This is a genomic window from Fusobacterium varium (genome assembly GCA_021531615.1).
Taxonomy (GTDB): Bacteria; Fusobacteriota; Fusobacteriia; order Fusobacteriales; family Fusobacteriaceae; genus Fusobacterium_A; species Fusobacterium_A varium_C.
The window spans coordinates 1-17999 of record JADYUE010000045.1; the positions used below are offsets into that span (position 1 = coordinate 1).

The 17999-nt window shown below is 29.4% G+C and carries 13 protein-coding genes, 1 rRNA gene and 1 riboswitch; of the genes, 12 read left to right on the forward strand and 2 right to left on the reverse strand.

Translation table 11 applies throughout. From position 1 onward, the window contains the following. The first annotated feature begins 95 nt into the window (after window positions 1–95). From rrf to I6E31_10820, 4 genes are all read left to right on the forward strand, one after another. Window positions 96–212, forward strand: a 5S ribosomal RNA gene (rrf, locus tag I6E31_10805). A 239-nt stretch (window positions 213–451) separates the two neighbouring features. Then, window positions 452–946: an NAD(P)H-dependent oxidoreductase subunit E gene (locus I6E31_10810; protein MCF2640456.1), complete on the forward strand. Its 495-nt coding sequence runs from the start codon at window positions 452–454 to the stop codon at window positions 944–946. A gap of 36 nt (window positions 947–982) precedes the next feature. Further along, window positions 983–2767 (forward strand): NADH-quinone oxidoreductase subunit NuoF, encoded by a 1785-nt coding sequence (locus I6E31_10815; protein MCF2640457.1) that lies wholly within the window; start codon window positions 983–985, stop codon window positions 2765–2767. Between the two features lie 22 nt (window positions 2768–2789). Further along, on the forward strand, window positions 2790–4529 hold the full coding sequence (locus I6E31_10820) for a (2Fe-2S)-binding protein (GenBank protein MCF2640458.1): 1740 nt from the start codon (window positions 2790–2792) through the stop codon (window positions 4527–4529). A gap of 30 nt (window positions 4530–4559) precedes the next feature. Here I6E31_10820 and yqeC read toward each other — a convergent pair whose 3' ends face one another. Then, a complete protein-coding gene (gene yqeC, locus I6E31_10825) occupies window positions 4560–5840 on the reverse strand; it encodes a putative selenium-dependent hydroxylase accessory protein YqeC (GenBank protein ID MCF2640459.1) in 1281 nt (426 codons plus the stop codon). A 124-nt stretch (window positions 5841–5964) separates the two neighbouring features. Further along, window positions 5965–6054, forward strand: a riboswitch (SAM riboswitch). 82 nt (window positions 6055–6136) lie between these two features. On the opposite strand from yqeC, the gene I6E31_10830 reads away from it, so the two are divergent. The 7 genes from I6E31_10830 to I6E31_10860 all read left to right on the forward strand — a co-directional run bounded on the left by I6E31_10830 (window position 6137) and on the right by I6E31_10860 (window position 14306). Next, window positions 6137–7144 (forward strand): methionine ABC transporter ATP-binding protein, encoded by a 1008-nt coding sequence (locus I6E31_10830; GenBank protein MCF2640460.1) that lies wholly within the window; start codon window positions 6137–6139, stop codon window positions 7142–7144. Next, a complete protein-coding gene (locus I6E31_10835; GenBank protein ID MCF2640461.1) occupies window positions 7134–7781 on the forward strand; it encodes an ABC transporter permease in 648 nt (215 codons plus the stop codon). The genes I6E31_10830 and I6E31_10835 overlap by 11 nt, the downstream gene beginning before the upstream one ends. Before the next feature lie 42 nt (window positions 7782–7823). Further along, window positions 7824–8606, forward strand: a complete 783-nt coding sequence (locus tag I6E31_10840) for a MetQ/NlpA family ABC transporter substrate-binding protein (GenBank protein MCF2640462.1) — start codon at window positions 7824–7826, stop codon at window positions 8604–8606. A gap of 43 nt (window positions 8607–8649) precedes the next feature. Next, a complete protein-coding gene (locus I6E31_10845) occupies window positions 8650–9417 on the forward strand; it encodes a MetQ/NlpA family ABC transporter substrate-binding protein (GenBank protein ID MCF2640463.1) in 768 nt (255 codons plus the stop codon). Between the two features lie 207 nt (window positions 9418–9624). Further along, complete coding sequence (locus I6E31_10850; GenBank protein MCF2640464.1) at window positions 9625–10806, forward strand: pyridoxal phosphate-dependent aminotransferase; 1182 nt, start codon at window positions 9625–9627, stop codon at window positions 10804–10806. 131 nt (window positions 10807–10937) lie between these two features. Beyond that, window positions 10938–13022: a sigma 54-interacting transcriptional regulator gene (locus tag I6E31_10855; GenBank protein MCF2640465.1), complete on the forward strand. Its 2085-nt coding sequence runs from the start codon at window positions 10938–10940 to the stop codon at window positions 13020–13022. A 15-nt stretch (window positions 13023–13037) separates the two neighbouring features. Beyond that, the gene (locus I6E31_10860; protein ID MCF2640466.1) at window positions 13038–14306 is read left to right on the forward strand and encodes a serine dehydratase subunit alpha family protein; all 1269 of its coding nucleotides are present in this window, start codon (window positions 13038–13040) and stop codon (window positions 14304–14306) included. 8 nt (window positions 14307–14314) lie between these two features. Here I6E31_10860 and I6E31_10865 read toward each other — a convergent pair whose 3' ends face one another. Continuing rightward, window positions 14315–15037, reverse strand: a complete 723-nt coding sequence (locus I6E31_10865; GenBank protein MCF2640467.1) for a YdcF family protein — start codon at window positions 15035–15037, stop codon at window positions 14315–14317. Window positions 15038–15138: 101 nt separating this feature from the next. Between I6E31_10865 and I6E31_10870 the strand changes: the two genes are divergently transcribed. After that, window positions 15139–17937 carry a DUF3427 domain-containing protein gene (locus I6E31_10870; protein MCF2640468.1) on the forward strand — a complete coding sequence of 933 codons (2799 nt, stop codon included), beginning with the start codon at window positions 15139–15141 and terminating at the stop codon, window positions 17935–17937. Window positions 17938–17999: the final 62 nt, after the last annotated feature.

The window sequence follows — 17999 nt, forward strand, 5'->3', positions numbered from 1 at the left end:
AACCTAGAAGTTAAGCCTGTAAACGCTGAAAGTACTTGGAGGGAAGCCTCCTGGGAGGATAGGAACTTGCCAAGCTTTTATAAATGTTAATAATGCTTAGTGAAAATAGCTGTGGGGGTACACCTAGTTCCATTCCGAACCTAGAAGTTAAGCCCATAAACGCTGAAAGTACTTGGAGGGAAGCCTCCTGGGAGGATAGGAATTCGCTAAGCTTTTTTTATTTTTTGCAAAAGGATTATTCTTTAAATAGATTAAAGAGTAATCTTTCTTTAGTTTTTGTAAAAATAATAAAAATGCTTAATATAAAAAAGAAAAAAGTTAAAGATTAGTTAATTAAGTTATTGTGAATAAAGTTTAAAAAATACGTTTGAATTTAAATTCTTTTGTGCTATAATTGTATATAGAAGCGAAAGAATAAATAAAAAACAAAAAGTTAATAGGAGGAACAAAAATGATATGTAGAGATAGTAATGAATTGAAAAAATTAAAAGAATATATTTCTACTTTTGAAGATAAGAAAAGTGCTCTTATTATAGTTCTTCATAAAGCACAAGAAATATTTGGATATATTCCAGCAGAGATTCAAGAAGTAATTGCTGAGGAATTAGATATTCCAGTGGCTAAAGTTTATGGAGTAGTAAGTTTTTATAATTTCTTTTCAATGGAACCTAAAGGAAAATATCAAATATCAGTGTGTACAGGAACAGCTTGTTATGTGAGAGGAGCAGGGAAAGTCTTAGAAGCATTGGAAAAAGAGCTTGGAATAAGTGTAGGAGGAGTTACTAAAGATGGTTTATTTTCTTTAGATAGCTTAAGATGTGTAGGAGCTTGTGGACTAGCTCCAGTAGTATTAGTAGGAAAAGAAGTTCATGGGAAAGTAAAAGCAAGTGATGTACCTAAAATATTAGCAATTTATAGAGAAAGAGAAATTTCAGAAGAAAAATAGAAATTAAAGAAATAAATGTAATTTTCGGGAGGGGCTATGAACTGCAAGAAAAAAATTTTAATATGTGGTGGAACAGGGTGCTTATCTTCTAAAAGTGAGGATATTAAACATAACTTAGAAAATTATATAGATAAATATGGAATAAAAGATGTAGAAGTAATCTTAACTGGATGTTTTGGTTTTTGTGAAAAAGGTCCAATAGTTAAGATAGTTCCAGAGAATACTTTTTACATTGAAGTAAAACCTGAAGATGCTGAAGAGATAATAAAAAGAGATATAATTGATGGAGAAAAGATAGATAGATTATTATATAGGGATCCTAAATCAGAGGAGTTAATTTATGATTCTAAAGATATGGAGTTTTATCAAAAACAAGAGAGAAGAGCATTAAAAAATTGTGGGTTAATAGATCCAGAAAATATACAAGATTTTTTATTGCATGATGGGTATAGAGCAATAGAAAAGGTTATTTTTAATATGAGCAATGCAGATGTAGTAAAAGAGATAAAAGAATCTGGACTTAGAGGAAGAGGTGGAGGAGGTTTCCCAACTGGAATAAAATGGGAAATTGCTTCTAAAAATGAAAGTGAACAAAAATATATAGTATGTAATGCAGATGAGGGAGATCCAGGAGCTTTTATGGATAGATCTATATTAGAGGGAGATCCACACTCTGTAATTGAAGGAATGATGATAGCAGGATATGCTATTGGAGCTAATAAAGGGTTAGTTTATATAAGAGCTGAATACCCATTAGCAATTCATAGATTGACAGTAGCTATAGAAGCAGCAAGAAAAGCTGGATATTTAGGAAAAAATATTTTAGGAACAGAGTTTGAATTTGATATAGAATTAAAGTTTGGTGCAGGAGCTTTTGTATGTGGAGAGGAAACTGCTTTAATTCATTCTATGGAAGGAAGGAGAGGAGAGCCAACTTCTAAGCCACCATACCCAGCAGAAAAAGGTTTTTGGAAACAGCCAACAGTAGTAAATAATGTGGAAACATTGGTAAATGTTCCTAGAATACTTCTTTATGGAAAAGATTGGTTTAGAGAAGTAGGAACAGAAACATCTCCAGGAACAAAGGTTTTTGCTTTAGCAGGAAAAATTAATAATGTTGGATTAGTTGAAGTACCTATGGGAATATCTTTGAGAGAGATAATTTTTGAAATAGGTGGAGGAATAAAGAATAATAAAAAGTTTAAAGCTGTTCAAACTGGAGGACCTTCAGGAGGTTGTTTAAGTGAAAAGGATTTAGATACTCCAATAGATTTTGATACTTTAAGTAAAAAAGGATCTATTATGGGATCAGGTGGAATGGTAGTAATGGATGAAGATGATTGTATGGTTGCTATTGCTAAATTTTTCCTTGAATTTACTTTAGATGAATCTTGTGGAAAATGTACTCCTTGTAGAGTAGGAAATACAAGATTATATGAAATTTTAGATAGAATAACTAATGGAAAAGGAAAACCTGAAGATTTGAATTTATTAAAAGAATTATCTGAGGGAATAAAGGCAACTTCATTATGTGGACTTGGACAAACATCAGCTAATCCAGTACTTTCAACATTAAATCAATTCTATAACGAATATTTAGATCATGTTGTTAATAAAAAATGTACAGCGAAAGCTTGTCAAAAACTTATAACTTTCCATATAACAGATAATTGTATAGGATGTACAGCTTGTTCAAGAATGTGTCCAGTAAATGCAATTGAAGGTAGCTTAAAGCATAAACATACAATAAATAGTGAAATTTGTATAAAATGTGGAGCTTGTTTTGAAAATTGTAAATTTAATGCTGTTGAAAAACTTTAATTTCTAATGGGGTGAATTATAGATGAGAATGATTAGATTAAAGATAGATGATAAAGTAGTATTGGCACCAGAGGGAACAACTATATTAAATGCAGCCTTAAAAGCAGGAATAAATATCCCACATCTATGTTATATGGAGATGCCTGAAATAGGATATAAAAATGATTGTGCTTCATGTAGAGTTTGTGTAGTTGAGGTAAAAGGGATGAATAGATTACTTCCTTCATGTACAACTCCAGTAGCAGAGGGAATGGAGGTTATTACAAACTCATTGAAAGTTATGCAAAAAAGAAGATTAGTAGTGGAACTTTTACTTTCAGATCACCCAAAAGATTGTTTAATCTGTGGGAAAAATGGAGAGTGTGAACTTCAAAAACTAGCTATATCTTTTGGGCTTAGAGAGATGAGATTTGAGGGAAAAGAGGCAAAACATGACAAGCAATATTCAATATCTATAACTCGTGATATTACAAAATGTATCATGTGTAGAAGATGTGAGACTATGTGTGAAGAGATTCAATCTTGTGGAATACTTACAGGGATAGATAGAGGATTTAATGTAATTGTAAATACTGCATTTAATAGAAATCTGATAGATACTAATTGTACTTTCTGTGGGCAATGTGTGGCAGTTTGTCCAGTAGGGGCTCTATATGAAACTGACAATAGCTTTAAACTTTCTCAAGATTTAATAGATCCTGATAAAAAAGTAATAGTTCAAGTAGCACCAGCAGTTAGAGTGGCAATAGGAGAGTTATTTGGACAAAAACCAGGAACAGATTGTACTGGTAAGTTGGTTACTGCTCTTAAAAAATTAGGTTTTGATGGAGTATTTGATACAAACTTTGCAGCAGATATAACAATAATGGAAGAAGCAACAGAGTTAAAACATAGATTGGAAGAAAATAAAAAGTTGCCATTATTTACATCATGTTGTCCATCTTGGGTTAGATTTGCAGAGCTAAATTATCCAGAGATACTAGAAAATATATCTTCTACAAAATCACCACAACAAATTTTTGGTTCTTTAGCTAAAAATGTTTGGGCAGAAAAAATGGGAATTGATAGAAAAAATTTAGTCTGTGTTTCTATAATGCCATGTATCTCTAAAAAATATGAGGCATCAAGGGAAGAACTTGCAGTTGATGAAAATCCAGATGTAGATTACTCTTTAACAACTAGAGAGTTAGGAAGAATCTTTAAACAATATAATATTGACTTTAACTCTTTAGCAGATAGTGAGTTTGATTCACCAATGGGAGATTCTACTGGAGCAGCTGACATTTTTGGAAGAACAGGTGGAGTTATGGAAGCTGCAGCTAGAACATTATATGAGTGGGTAGCTAATGAAAAATTAGACAATTTAGATTTTATTCCATTGAGAGGATTTGAAGAGGTAAGAACTGCTGAAGTTAAGATAGGAGATAAGAATTTAAGATTAGCAGTTGTGCACGGATTGGGAGCAGCTAGAAAGGTAGTTGAAAAGATATTAGCAGGAGAAGAGGAATTTCATGCAATAGAGGTAATGGCATGTAAAGGTGGTTGTATTGGTGGAGGAGGACAACCTTATCACCATGGAAACTTTGATATTATAAAAACTAGAGCTGAAGCAATTCAAAATTTAGATTATCATAAAGAGATTAGAGCTTCTCATAAAAATCCATATATAGTAGAGCTTTATGAAAAAGAGTTAGGAGAACCTTATGGAGATAAGGCACATAAACTTTTCCATACTCACTATGTAGATAGAAAAGTTAAATAGTTTTTAGTTAAAAGAGCTAGTGAAATTAAACTAGCTCTTTATGTTATAATAATCTTCTTCAGTATCAATATCAAAGAACTCTTTTTCAGAGGAGAAAGAGATTAAATTGATAAAAGGAGTACTTTTTATTACAATCTTCCCACCAGTATCTCCCTTTAATTCTAAAAGCTCAGATTTTTTATTTTCTGGAAAGAAAACAGGAGAAAATCTATTATTATTGACAATAGGAATAGTAATAAGATTAGTTTTTAAAAAATTATAGTATAAAATTAAAATAGTTTTTTCACTAAGTAGTGGTTGATCAGCAGTAAAAAAAGTAATGCCTTTACCATTACTATTTTTTATTCCTAATTTTATACTTTCACTTTGTCCTAAATGAGCAGTTAAATTATCTAAATATTTAAAATTATATTTTTTACTTAAACTTTTTATCCACTCCTCTCTTCCACAAACTAAAACTTCATTAAAGGGTATAGCTGAGAGTTTTTTTAAACAATTTTCTAAAAGAGAAATATTGTTATACTCTAATTTTAATTTATTAAATCCCATTCTTTTTGAAAAACCTGATGCCATAATCACAGCATCAACTTTTTGGTAGGGATAAAACTCACTATTTTTTATACTTCCTAAAATAATATTAGGAAAATCTTTCTCTTTTAAAATTTTACTGATTGTTTTAAGAGAATTATCTAACTTGTCTAATTGATTTTCCCCATCTATTCCATTAAAAAAAATAAATTTTTCAGCATAAGAGGGAGTATCTTTAAAATAATCAGCTGATAAAATATACCTACTTAGAAAATCAACATCAATTTTTTTATTAATAAAATCTAATAAAGTTTCTGGTACAAGATTAAATCTATGTACATTGCTTTCACTAAAATATTGATTGAAAATTTCACAGTTAATTACTCCGATAACTTTAGTAACAAAGTTAGGGATACAAGGTTCAGTATCATTCCAAAATTTAAGTGACTTTTCTTTAGCTCCATCAGCTTCAATAAGAATATAATCAAATCTGTCTTTTAATTTTTCAATCTCCTCATAAGAGAGAGAGGTTATCTTTTTATCTATCTCTGATTTAGCAATAATAGAAATATTTTTTTCCTTTCCCAAATAAATTTTATCTCCTATTTTAAGAGTTTCATAATTTTCAGAAGAGGGTTTATACATTTTAGTAGTAGTTGTAATTAGGACTTTTCCAAATTGAGCTAATTTTTTAGCAAGAAAAAATATAAGAGAGGTTTTTCCACCAGCTCCAGTAATTGCAATAATATCTTTTTTATTAATATTAAAATTTTTATAACTCATATTTATCTCCAAATTTAAAAATATATATATTATTTTATATGAAATATTTTTTTCGGTCTATATTTTTTTAAAAAATTGTTGACAGATGAGAAAAAAAGTTATAATATACACCTAACAAATCAATTAACCATCAAGAGAGACTGAGGGACTGGCCCTGTGATGTTTCAGCAACCTGCCTATTTAGGGTGTGGTGCTAATTCCAGACAGATGGATAGACTAAGGACTTAGTGTATATTCTCTCTATTACTTGATGGTGATAGAGAGTTTTTTTTATAAATTTTTTAGGGGGATAGAAAATGATTAAGATAGAAAAAGTTAATAAAATATATCCTAATGGGTTTCATGCAGTAAAAGATGTAAGTCTAGAAATAAAAAAAGGGGATATATTTGGAGTAATTGGTTTAAGTGGAGCTGGAAAATCATCACTAATAAGATTATTGAATAGATTGGAAGAGCCAACAAGTGGAAAGATAATAATTGATGGTGTAGATATAACATCACTATCAAAAAATGAGCTTTTAGAAAAGAGAAAAAAAATAGGAATGATATTTCAACACTTTAACTTATTGGCATCAAGAACAGTTGGAGAGAATGTAGCCTTTGCTTTAGAGATAGCAGGTTGGGAAAAATCAAAGATAAAAGATAGAGTAAAGGAACTTTTAGAAGTAGTTGAACTTTCTAGTAAAATAGATTCTTATCCTAGTCAATTAAGTGGAGGACAAAAGCAGAGAGTTGCAATAGCAAGAGCATTAGCAAATAATCCAGATATACTGCTATCAGATGAGGCAACTTCAGCTCTAGATCCTAAAACAACAAATTCAATATTGGATCTGTTAAAAAATATTCAACAAAAATTTGGACTTACTGTCGTAATGATAACACATCAGATGGAGGTTATTAGAGATATTTGTAATAGAGTTGCAGTAATGGCAGATGGAAGAATTGTTGAAACTGGAGGGGTACACCACATATTCTCAGCTCCTCAAAGTGAAGTTACAAAAGAGTTAATCTCTTACTTACCTAGTACAGAGGAAAAGGGAGTAGAGATAATGAAAACAAAAGGAAAGATGATTATTAAATTAAAATTCCTTGGAACAATAGCAGAAGATCCTATAATTTCACAAGCTGTAAGAAATTTCAATATAGATTTAAGTATTTTAGGAGGATCAATAGATCATCTTTCAACTATGAAAGTAGGACATCTTTTCATAGAACTTTCTGGAGAGATGGGACAACAAAAAGAGGCAATAGAGTGGTTTAATGAGTCAGGAGTAATAGTAGAGGTGATTTATAATGGTATTTAGTATGATATTAGATTCAACACTTGAAACTTTATATATGGTATTTTTCTCAACAATCTTTTCATTGTTAATAGGATTTCCAATAGGAGTTCTATTAGTAGTAACAAAAGAGGGAAATATTATGGAGAGACCCAAATTAAACAAGGTTTTGGAAATAGTAATAAATACTTTAAGATCATTTCCTTTTATCATATTGATGATTTGTCTGTTCCCACTTTCAAGAATAATAGTAGGAACAACAATAGGAAGTACAGCAGCAATAGTTCCTCTTTCAATATCAGCAGCACCATTTGTAGCTAGAATGATAGAGGGAGCTTTAAATGAAGTTGACAAGGGACTAATAGAAGCAAGTTCAAGTATGGGAGCAAGTAATAGTACAATAATTTGGAAGGTTATGATTCCAGAAACAATGCCTCATATTATTCATGGGATAACAGTTACAGTAATCAGTCTTATAGGTTTCTCAGCAATGGCAGGAACAATAGGAGCTGGAGGACTTGGAGATTTAGCAATTAGATTTGGATATCAAAGATTTAAAACTGATATAATGATCTATTCAGTAATAGTGATAATATTATTAGTTCAAGTATTACAATCATTAGGAAACTATTTAGTAGATAGAATTAAAAAGAAAAGATAATTAAGTTTTACAATATAAAAAATTTATAGGGAGAGGATAATTATGAAAAAATCTTTTAAAACTTTATTAGCAGCAGCATTTATCTTAGTAGGAGCAACAGCATTAGCAGGGGAATTGAAAGTTGGAGCAACTCCAGTACCTCATGCAGAACTTCTTAATTTAGTAAAAGAAGATCTTAAAACAGAGGGAGTAGATTTAAAAGTAGTTGAATTTACTGATTATGTAACTCCTAACTTAGCATTAGCAGAGGGAGAGCTAGATGCAAACTTTTTCCAACACTTTCCATATCTTGAAAAGTTCTCAAATGAAAGAGGATTAAACTTAGTATCAGCAGGAAAAATTCATGTAGAGCCACTAGGAGTATTTTCACAAAAAATAAAAGATATTAAAGATCTACCAAACAAAGCAACTATTGCTATTCCAAGTGACCCATCAAATGGAGGAAGAGCTTTAATTTTACTTCACAACAATGGAATTATTAAATTAAATGACCCAACAAATCTATATGTAACAGAATTTGATATTGTAGAAAATCCTAAAAAATTAAAATTTAAACCTATTGAAGCAGCACAATTACCAAGAGTTTTACCAGATGTAGAAGCAGCAGTTATCAATGGAAACTATGCTTTAGAAGCTGGATTTTCACCAGTTGAAGATTCATTATTATTAGAAGGAGCAGAATCTCCATATGCTAATATTATAGCTGTAAAATCAGGTGATGAAAGCAAAGAAGATATTCAAAAACTTTTAAAAGCACTTCAAAGTAAAAAAGTAAGTGACTATATTGGAGCAAACTACAAAGGTGGAGTAGTTCCAGCATTCTAAGACAGATACATTTTGAGATATACATAAAAAGGAGTTGTTAGTTATGAAAAAAATACTATTATTATTTATACTTTTATCAACAATATGCTTTGGAAAAACATTAAAAATAGGGACAACATCATATCCTGGAGCTGAAATAATGAACTTAATTAAAGATGACTTAAAGGCAAAGGGGATAGAGTTAGAAATAGTGGAGATGAATGACTATGTAACTCCAAATCTTGCATTGGCAGATGGTGATATAGATGTAAACTCATTTCAACACCTTCCATACTTAGAGCAATTTAACAAAGATAAAGGGCTTAATCTAGTTTCTGCAGGGGCAACTTATATTTGTCCTTTAGGGCTTTACTCAAAAAAATATAAAAGTTTAGAAGAGTTACCAGAAAAAGCTGTAATTGCTATACCTAATGATCCAACTAATAGTGGAAGAGCTTTATTACTATTCCATAAAGCTGGATTAATAGAACTAAAAGATCCAACAGATCTACGTGCTACAACATTTGATATAGTAAAAAATCCTAAAAACTTTAAATTTAAAGAGTTAGAAGCAGCACAATTACCAAGAATTTTACCAGATGTAGATGCAGCAGTTATCAATGGTGGATATGCAGTAAATGCAGGATTTTTTCCAACAGAAGATAGTATAGTTCTTGAAGATAAAGATTCTCCATATATCAATATATTTGCTGTAAGAGCAGGAGATGAAAATAGAGAGGATATAAAAGCATTAGTTGAAGCTTTCCAAACAGAAAAAGTAAGAGACTATGTTTTAAAAACTTTTAAAGGTGGTTTTGTACCTGTATTTTAATAGATAATATACTACACTTGAAACCTTAAAATTAGGTGGAGAGTGTAGTTTTTTTATTAATAGGTAAATAGGATAACCTATTCAACCTATTAATAAAAAAGAAAGGATTAAAAGGGGAAGAAATATATATATTTAATACAAAAATAAAAAAAGTTAATGGCATTGAAATTGCTATATTAATATGTAAAAAGAACTAGGAGGGGTATAATGAGATACAATTTTAATGAGAAAATAGATAGAAGGGAAAATCATGCTGCTAAATGGGCAGAGATGAAGATGAAATTTGGAAGAGAAGATTTAACTCCAATGTGGGTAGCAGATATGGATATAAAAGCAGCTCCAGAAATTGTAGAAGCTATGGCTGAAAAAGTTAAACAAGAAATTTTTGGATATGTATACAGACCAGATTCATACTATGAAAGTGCAGCTAATTGGGTAGCAAAAAGATTTGGATATGAGATCTTACCGAATACATTAATACATAGTCCAGGTGTTGTTCCTAGTATGTCTATCCTTGTAAATATGTTGACTAAAACTACAGATAAAATTCTTATTCAATCACCTGTATATCCACCATTTGCAGCATCAGTAAAGGATAATGGAAGACAACTAATAGAAAATCATCTAGTAAAAGATGAAAATGGATATTATACTATTGATTTTGAAGATTTTGAAAATAAGTTATCACAAGAGAGCGTGACACTATTTATTTTATGTAACCCTCATAACCCAGTAGGTAGAGTTTGGAAAAAAGATGAGCTTGAAAAGATGGGAAATCTATGTAAAAAATATAATGTAAGAATTTTAGCAGATGAAATTTGGAGAGATTTAATAATGCCAGGGCATAAACACATTCCAATGGGATCTATAAGTAAAGAGATAGAGGATATAACTATAACTCTATTTTCCCCAACAAAATTATTTAACTTAGCAGGACTTCAAGCATCTTTTGCTACTTTCCCAAGATTAGAAGAGAGAAAAGCCTTTGATGATATTTTAGGAAAAATGGATGTTAAGAGAAATAATCCATTTAGTTTAGTTGCTTTTGAAGCTGCATATAATAAGTGTGAAAATTGGTTAGAGGAATTAATTACACATTTAGATGGAAATATGCAATATGTAGTTGATTTTATAAAAGAGAGAATACCAGAGATAAAAACAGTAAAACCAGAGGGAACATATTTAATGTGGTTAGACTTTAATGATATTGGTATTCCTCAAGATAAGATTCAAGAGTTTTTAATAAATGAAGCAAAGGTTGCTATGAATGATGGAGGAACTTTTGGAGAAAATGGAAAAGGTTTTGCAAGAATGAATGTTGCTTGTCCTAGATATATGGTAGAAGAGGCAATGGAGAAAATAGAAAAAGCAGTAAAAAATATAAAATAGATTTAAGAGTTTAATACACCTAAAGCCTTAAAAATTTAAGGTGGAAGGTGTATTTTTTATAAGCCTTTATATGATATACTTAAAATAATAGAAGTTAAGAACATAATATTAAAAAATTAAAGGTGGATATTATGAAAAAGAAGGTTGCAATAATAACAAATGCTAAAGAGATAAGAAATTCCATGAAGGAACAAATGGAGTTTCTTTTTGAAGAGTTAATAGAAATAGAGATATACAGTATAGAGGATAAAAGTATAAAAAAACTGAATAGAGCTGATCTATATTTAATTTCAAGTAGTGCCTATGAGTTTTTAGATAGCGATTTTTTAAAAAAGGATAATATAGTAATAGCAGATTTGACTTTAACTAAGGAAAAGCTAGGATATTTAAAAAGCTTTCCTAAGGGAACAAAGGCAATATTTTTTAATGTTAGTTTTAAAATGTGTATAGAGGCAATATCAATGATGTATCATTTAGGGGTTAATAATATAGAGTTTATTCCTGCCTATCCTAAAATGGAAAAGTTTCCAGATGAAAATATAATTATTACTCCGTCAGAAACTAAACTTCTCCCTAAAAATATTGATAATAGAGAGATAATAGATATAGGACATAGGATAATAGATGCTAATACAATTATAGAGATAGCTTTAAAATTAGAATTTGAACATATCTTGTATTATAAAAAGATTAGAGAGTATTTAGATACAGTGGCAACAAATGATTATAGTTTAAGTAAAATATTGGAAAAAGCAACACAAGCAGAGAGCCAATTTTCCCTTTTAATGAAAACAACAAAGATAGCTATATTAGGTGTTGATAAGGATAACTTCCTATGTTCTTGTAATGAGAGGGCAGAGAAAATTTTAAATAAGAGAAGTGGAACTCTATTAGGAAATAATGCAGAGGAACTATTGCCATATATACCTTTTAAAGAGGCAAAAGAGAGCAGAGAGGAGATAAAAGCTAAGCTTATAAAAATAGGAGATGAATATATTAATATCTCAATTATTCCAATAATAAAAGCTGAATATTATATGGGGGCTTTTGCTATATTTCAAAAGTTTGAAGAGGAAGAGAAGAAACAGAATGAGTTAAGAAGACAGTTGCTAAATAAGGGGCATAAGGCAAAATATACTTTTGATGATATAGTTGGAGAGAGTCAACCTATGCTAAAATTAAAGGGTTTGGCTAAAAAAATGGCTAAAATAGATGCAGATATTTTAATCACTGGTGAAAGTGGAACAGGAAAAGAACTTTTTGCTCATGCTATTCATAATTATTCCAATAGAAGAGAGTTTCCATTTATAGCAGTAAACTGTGCAGCTATTCCAGAAACTTTATTAGAAAGTGAACTTTTTGGATATGAAGAGGGAGCTTTTACAGGAGCTAAAAAAGGTGGAAAGATAGGATTTTTTGAATTTGCTCATAAAGGAACACTATTTTTAGATGAGTTAGAGGGAATGAGTCCAGCTCTTCAAGTAAAATTACTTCGTGTAATACAGGAAAAAGAGATAATGAGAATAGGTGGAGATAAGGTAATCAATGTTGATGTAAGAATAATCACAACTACAAATGAAGAGTTAAGAAAATTAGTAAAAGAGGGAAAATTTAGAAAGGATTTGTATTATAGAATGTGTGCTTTTCCTTTGATAGTTCCTCCATTGAGAGAGAGAAAAGATGATCTATATCTTTTAATAGAAAAATTTATGAGAAATAGTGGGGGAGAGTTTAGATTTTCAGCTAAAGCTAAAAAAGCATTAGAGTTGTATAATTGGGAAGGGAATATAAGGGAGTTAAAAAATTATATAGAATTCTTTAGTTTTACTGGGGATAAGATAATTGAATTTGAAGATATGCCTTTTGCTATTAAAGAGTATTATGAAAATATGGCAGAAGAAATTGAACTAAAAAAAAGAGAAGATAAAGAAAACTATTATGAAAAAATTTTAGGAAAAGGGTATAAAGATAGTTTGTTTATTTTAGAAAAAATAGCTGAATGTTGCAAGAAAGGAAAAAGCAGTGGTAGACAAAGTCTTGTAGATCTTTCTAAAAAAGAAGGTGTATTTTTAACAGAACAAGAAGTAAGAGGGATATTGAAAAAACTTGAAGAGTTAAAATTAATAGATGTTTTTAAAGGGCGTAAGGGAAATAAAATTTCATCTGAAGGGGAAAAGTTGTTGAGAAAATTAAAAAGTTCTATGGACAAAATATAAAAATGGAGGGAGATTATGAATATTTTAACTAAGATAATAAAAGAGGATATGAAACCAGCATTGGGAGTAACAGAGCCAGGAGCAATAGCTTTTTCAGTAGCAAAGGCAAAAAGTTATATAACTGGAGATATAAAAAATGTAGAAGTGAGATTAAATTCAGGAATATATAAAAATGCTTTTACTTGTGGGATTCCAAATTCTAATGAAGTAGGAAATGTTTTTGCAGCTGCATTAGGTGTTGTAGCAGGAAAAGCAGAGAAAGGATTAGAATCTCTCGAAGATGTAACAGAAGAGGATAATATAAAAGCTCAAAGATTAATTGACGATGGAAAAGTAAAGGTAGAATTAAGTAAAATAACATCAGATATTATAATTGAATCTGAAGTTAGAACAGAAAAAGAAAATTGCCTTATAAGAATAGAGGGAACACATACAAATATAGTAAAAATAGTATTAAATGGAAAAACTATTTTTGAAAAAGAAGTTGAAAGTAAGAAAGAAGATTCTCAAGAGGTAGAATTACACAAATATAGTGTAAAAGAGATCTTAGATTATATTAATAGTGTTGATATCTCTGAGATAGATTTTGTAATGTTAGCTCATAAGATGAATATGGAGTTATTTCAAGAGGGCTTAAACAGTGAAAGAACTACCTTTGTAAAGCAACTTTTAAAAATGAATGGAGATAGGATATATTCAGATAACTCTTTAAATACGGCTCAACTTTTATGTAACGGAGCTATTGAGGCAAGAGTTTTGGGACTTAATAAACCAGCTATGAGTATTACTGGTTCAGGAGCTCATGGAATTATTACAACACTTCCTCTATTTGCTGAATATAAAGTTAAAAATTTAAGTGATGAAAAATTAATAAGAGCTACTATATTAAGTTATCTTATCTGCACATATATTAAAGAGTATTCGGGGAGATTATCAGCGTTTTGTGGTTGCGGAATAGCTGGAGGAACAGGAGTAGCTTGTGGGCTAGGATATTTAAGAGGAGCAACTTTAGAAGAGATAACAAATATAATAAATAATATGGCTTCAGGAATCACAGGAATGATATGTGATGGAGGAAACCAAGGTTGTACTATGAAGGGAATTGTTGCAGTAGATGCAGCATATAGAGCAGTGGAGATGGCTATGAATAACACATATATATTCAATGTTCATGGAGTAAATGGAGTTACTCCAGAGAAAACAATGATGAATATGGGAAAAATAGCATCTCCAGGAATGATAGAAACAGAGAAAGTAATAGTAGATATATTTAGAGAAAAATAGAATATAGTTTATTTTCTTATCTCATTAAAATATGCAAAGAACTCTCTTAAACTACAGTTAAAAAATAAAATTAAAGGAGAATTAGCATAAATTGCCTCAACAGGAATATCAAGTTTTTTAGCTATAAATTTAGCTCTGTACAAATGGAAAGAGCTAGAGATTACTCCAATATTTTTGACCTCTAAACTGTCTAATATCTCTTTAGAAAATTTGAAATTTTCATAGGTAGATGTAGCTTTATCTTCTAAAATAAGATTCTTTTCAGGAATCCCCTTTTTAATTAGATAATTTGCCATACCTTGAGCTTCTGGCAGATTTTCATCATCACCTTTTCCCCCAGATAGAATAAAAATTGTATCTGGAAATTTTAGATAGTATTCATAAGCTTTTATTAATCTAAGCTCTAAAGTTTTAGATGGTATATTATCGTCTAGTTTACCACCTAACACTATTATATGAGATGTTTTAGGAAAATTATCTTTGTTTATAGCTATATCTTTTAAAAGAATAGCTTCAAAACCAATAAAAGCGACAAGAAGTATTGCGTATCCTAATTTACATAGATTTTTTAAATTTTTAAAGAGTGAACTATCTTTAGATTTTTTTGAAAAATATCTGTATATAAAAGTTGAAAGATAGATTAAAAATAGAAAGGAAAAAGCAAAATCTCCCTTAGAAAAAATAATTGCTAAAATAAATATAGTTGTGATGATAATATCTTGTTTTTTCATTATTACTCCTAAAATTTTCTTTTTATTATAGCATTAAATTGGTAAAATATACAAAAATTATATATAATAAAGTTACTGAAAATTTAGAGTTAGGAGAAAAAATGGAAAATTATCTATTAAATAGTTTTAGAACAAGTTTATTAAATGAAAATATAGAGTCAAATCTGAATTATCAACATAAATTACTTTCAAATAAAAATGAAAAAATAATAAGTACTCTGAGAAGGGAGTTAGAAGAGTGTGATGAATTTATAATCTCAGTTGCTTTTATTACAGAAAGTGGAGTTACTATGATTTTGGAGCAGTTGAGAAGTTTAAATGAAAGAGGAGTTAAGGGGCAAATTCTAACTGGAGATTATCTTACTTTTACTCAACCTAAGGCTTTGAAAAAGCTTATGGAGTTAGAAAATATAGATGTAAGATTGGTATCAGAGGAAAAATTTCATGCTAAAGGTTACTTTTTTAGAAAAAAAGATATTTGGACTATGATAATTGGAAGTAGTAATCTTACCCAAACAGCTCTTACAGTAAATTTTGAGTGGAATTTAAAGATTAGTTCTTTAAAAGATGGAAAGATAGCTAAAAATATTTTAGAGAATTTTTATAATATTTTTAATAGTATTTCAAAGTTAACAGATGAAAGATTAAAAGAGTATGAAGAAAATTATCTTATGTATAAGAGTTTTAATAAAAAGATAAGGAGAGAAGAAAAGAGCTTAATTGAAAAAGAGGTAAAACCTAATATTATGCAGGAACAAGCTCTTAAAAACTTAGAATCTTTGAGAAATTATGCAAAGAGAGGGTTGTTAATAAGTGCAACTGGAACTGGTAAAACTTATTTAAGTGGTTTTGATGTGAAAAATGCAAAGGCAGAAAAAGTACTTTTTATAGCTCATAGAAAAACAATATTATCAAAGGCTAAAGAAACATTTGAAACTATTATAAAAGATAAAAAAATGGGCATATATGATGGAAGCATAGGAGAAGAGGATTATATTTTTGCTATGATTCAAACTATGAGTAAAAAAGAGCATCTTGAAAAGTTTCCAAAAGATTATTTTGATTATATTGTAATCGATGAAGTTCATCATGGGGGAGCAAAGAGTTACCAAAGTTTAATAAATTATTTTACTCCTAAATTTATGTTGGGAATGACTGCTACTCCAGAGAGAGGGGATAACTTTGATATATATGAACTTTTTCATCATAATATAGCTTATGAGATAAGATTACATGATGCTTTAAGAGAGGAGTTATTATGCCCATTTCATTATTTTGGAATTTCAGATATAGAGGTAGATGGGGAGTTAATAACAGAGAAAACAGCTGTAAAAAAATTAACTGCTGATGAGAGAGTAAATCATATTATCGAAAAAAGTAAATTTTATGGTTATAGTGGAGATAAGCTTCATGGTTTAATTTTTGTTTCAAGAGTTGAAGAGGCTATTGAGCTAACAGAGAAGATGAAGAGCAGAGGAATAAGATGTGAAGTTTTAACTGGAGAGGATAGTGATAGTAAGAGAGAAAAAACTATTTTAGATTTAGAAGAGGGAAAAATAGAGTATATAATCACTGTGGATATTTTTAATGAGGGAGTGGATATTCCTTGTATAAATCAAGTTATATTACTTCGTCCTACTGAATCATCAATAGTGTATATTCAGCAGTTAGGAAGAGGTTTGAGAAAATATGAGGGAAAAGAGTATGTAGTTATTTTAGATTTTATAGGTAACTATGAGAAAAACTTTTTAATTCCAGTGGCAGTTTCTCAAGATAATAGCTATGATAAAGAGTATATGAAGAGATTTATAATGAATGGAACAGATATGATTCCAGGGCAGAGCTCAATAATCTTTGAAGAGATAGTAAAAGAGAGAATTTTTGAAAATATTAATAAAAACAATTTCTCAACTAAGAAAAACATTGAGAGAGATTTTAATTTGTTAGAAAAGCAACTAGGAAGAATACCTATGCTATACGATTTTTTCCAAAGAAATATGATAGATCCAAGTGTAATTTTAAAATATAAAAAAACATATGATGAGATATTAAGAATAATGAGACCTAAAATTGATTTTGGAAAGATAAGTTTCACTGAAAATAATTATCTTAGATATATCTCAAGTTTTTTAACTCCTGCTAAAAGGGTACACGAAATGGTAATTCTTTCTTTAATACTTAAAAATAAAAAAATAGAGATAGAAGAAATTGAAAAGGAATTAAAAGATAGATACAATTTAATTGAACAAAGAGAAAATATAGAAAATGGATTAAAGCATTTAGCAAAAGAGATTTTTATAAGTTTATCAACTGCTAAGGAATTTTATCCTTTAATAGAAAAATATGAAGATTATTATATATGTTGTGAGGACTTTGAAAAAAGTTATAGAGAGAACAGCTATTTTAAAAGCTTAGTAGATGATTTGATAAAATATAATCTTGCATATGTAGAAAAAAATTACAAGCAAGAGACAAAGGAAAGTATTTTAAAATATAAAGGATACAGTAAACAAGAGGCATTTTGGTATCTAAATTTAGATTTTAATAATGGATATCAAGTAAGTGGTTATACAGTTTTTGAGAAAGAGAGAAAGGTAATTCTTTTTATAACTTTAGATGATACTGGAATTTCTGCTGATTATGATAACACATTTTATGATAATAAAAGAGTAACTTGGTTTTCAAAAGCTCAAAGATATTTGCTAAAAAATGGGAAATTAACAGCAGAAGGAAAAATAGCAGAAAACTATTATATTCTTGAAGTTTTTATAAAGAAAAAACTTGGAGAGAATTTTTATTATTTAGGACAAGTAGAAAAAGTTATCAATCCTAAAGAGATAATAAATAGTTATGGAAAGAGTGTTGTAGAGTATGAGTTGGTTTTAAAAAATGAGATGTAACTACTCAGCTATGTAGTTTACAAAAAATTAAAAATCAGCTAAAAATTAGGAGAATTTGCTTA

What these genes read in the sequence shown, in the direction of transcription:
- I6E31_10815 (MCF2640457.1), top strand. Translation starts at nt 983, where the DNA reads ATGAACTGCAAGAAAAAAATTTTAATATGTGGTGGAACAGGGTGCTTA.
- I6E31_10840 (MCF2640462.1), top strand. Translation starts at nt 7,824, where the DNA reads ATGAAAAAATCTTTTAAAACTTTATTAGCAGCAGCATTTATCTTAGTA.
- I6E31_10835 (MCF2640461.1), top strand. Translation starts at nt 7,134, where the DNA reads ATGGTATTTAGTATGATATTAGATTCAACACTTGAAACTTTATATATG.
- yqeC (MCF2640459.1), bottom strand. Translation starts at nt 5,840, where the DNA reads ATGAGTTATAAAAATTTTAATATTAATAAAAAAGATATTATTGCAATT.
- I6E31_10865 (MCF2640467.1), bottom strand. Translation starts at nt 15,037, where the DNA reads ATGAAAAAACAAGATATTATCATCACAACTATATTTATTTTAGCAATT.
- I6E31_10855 (MCF2640465.1), top strand. Translation starts at nt 10,938, where the DNA reads ATGAAAAAGAAGGTTGCAATAATAACAAATGCTAAAGAGATAAGAAAT.
- I6E31_10845 (MCF2640463.1), top strand. Translation starts at nt 8,650, where the DNA reads ATGAAAAAAATACTATTATTATTTATACTTTTATCAACAATATGCTTT.
- I6E31_10820 (MCF2640458.1), top strand. Translation starts at nt 2,790, where the DNA reads ATGAGAATGATTAGATTAAAGATAGATGATAAAGTAGTATTGGCACCA.
- I6E31_10850 (MCF2640464.1), top strand. Translation starts at nt 9,625, where the DNA reads ATGAGATACAATTTTAATGAGAAAATAGATAGAAGGGAAAATCATGCT.
- I6E31_10860 (MCF2640466.1), top strand. Translation starts at nt 13,038, where the DNA reads ATGAATATTTTAACTAAGATAATAAAAGAGGATATGAAACCAGCATTG.
- I6E31_10810 (MCF2640456.1), top strand. Translation starts at nt 452, where the DNA reads ATGATATGTAGAGATAGTAATGAATTGAAAAAATTAAAAGAATATATT.
- I6E31_10870 (MCF2640468.1), top strand. Translation starts at nt 15,139, where the DNA reads ATGGAAAATTATCTATTAAATAGTTTTAGAACAAGTTTATTAAATGAA.
- I6E31_10830 (MCF2640460.1), top strand. Translation starts at nt 6,137, where the DNA reads ATGATTAAGATAGAAAAAGTTAATAAAATATATCCTAATGGGTTTCAT.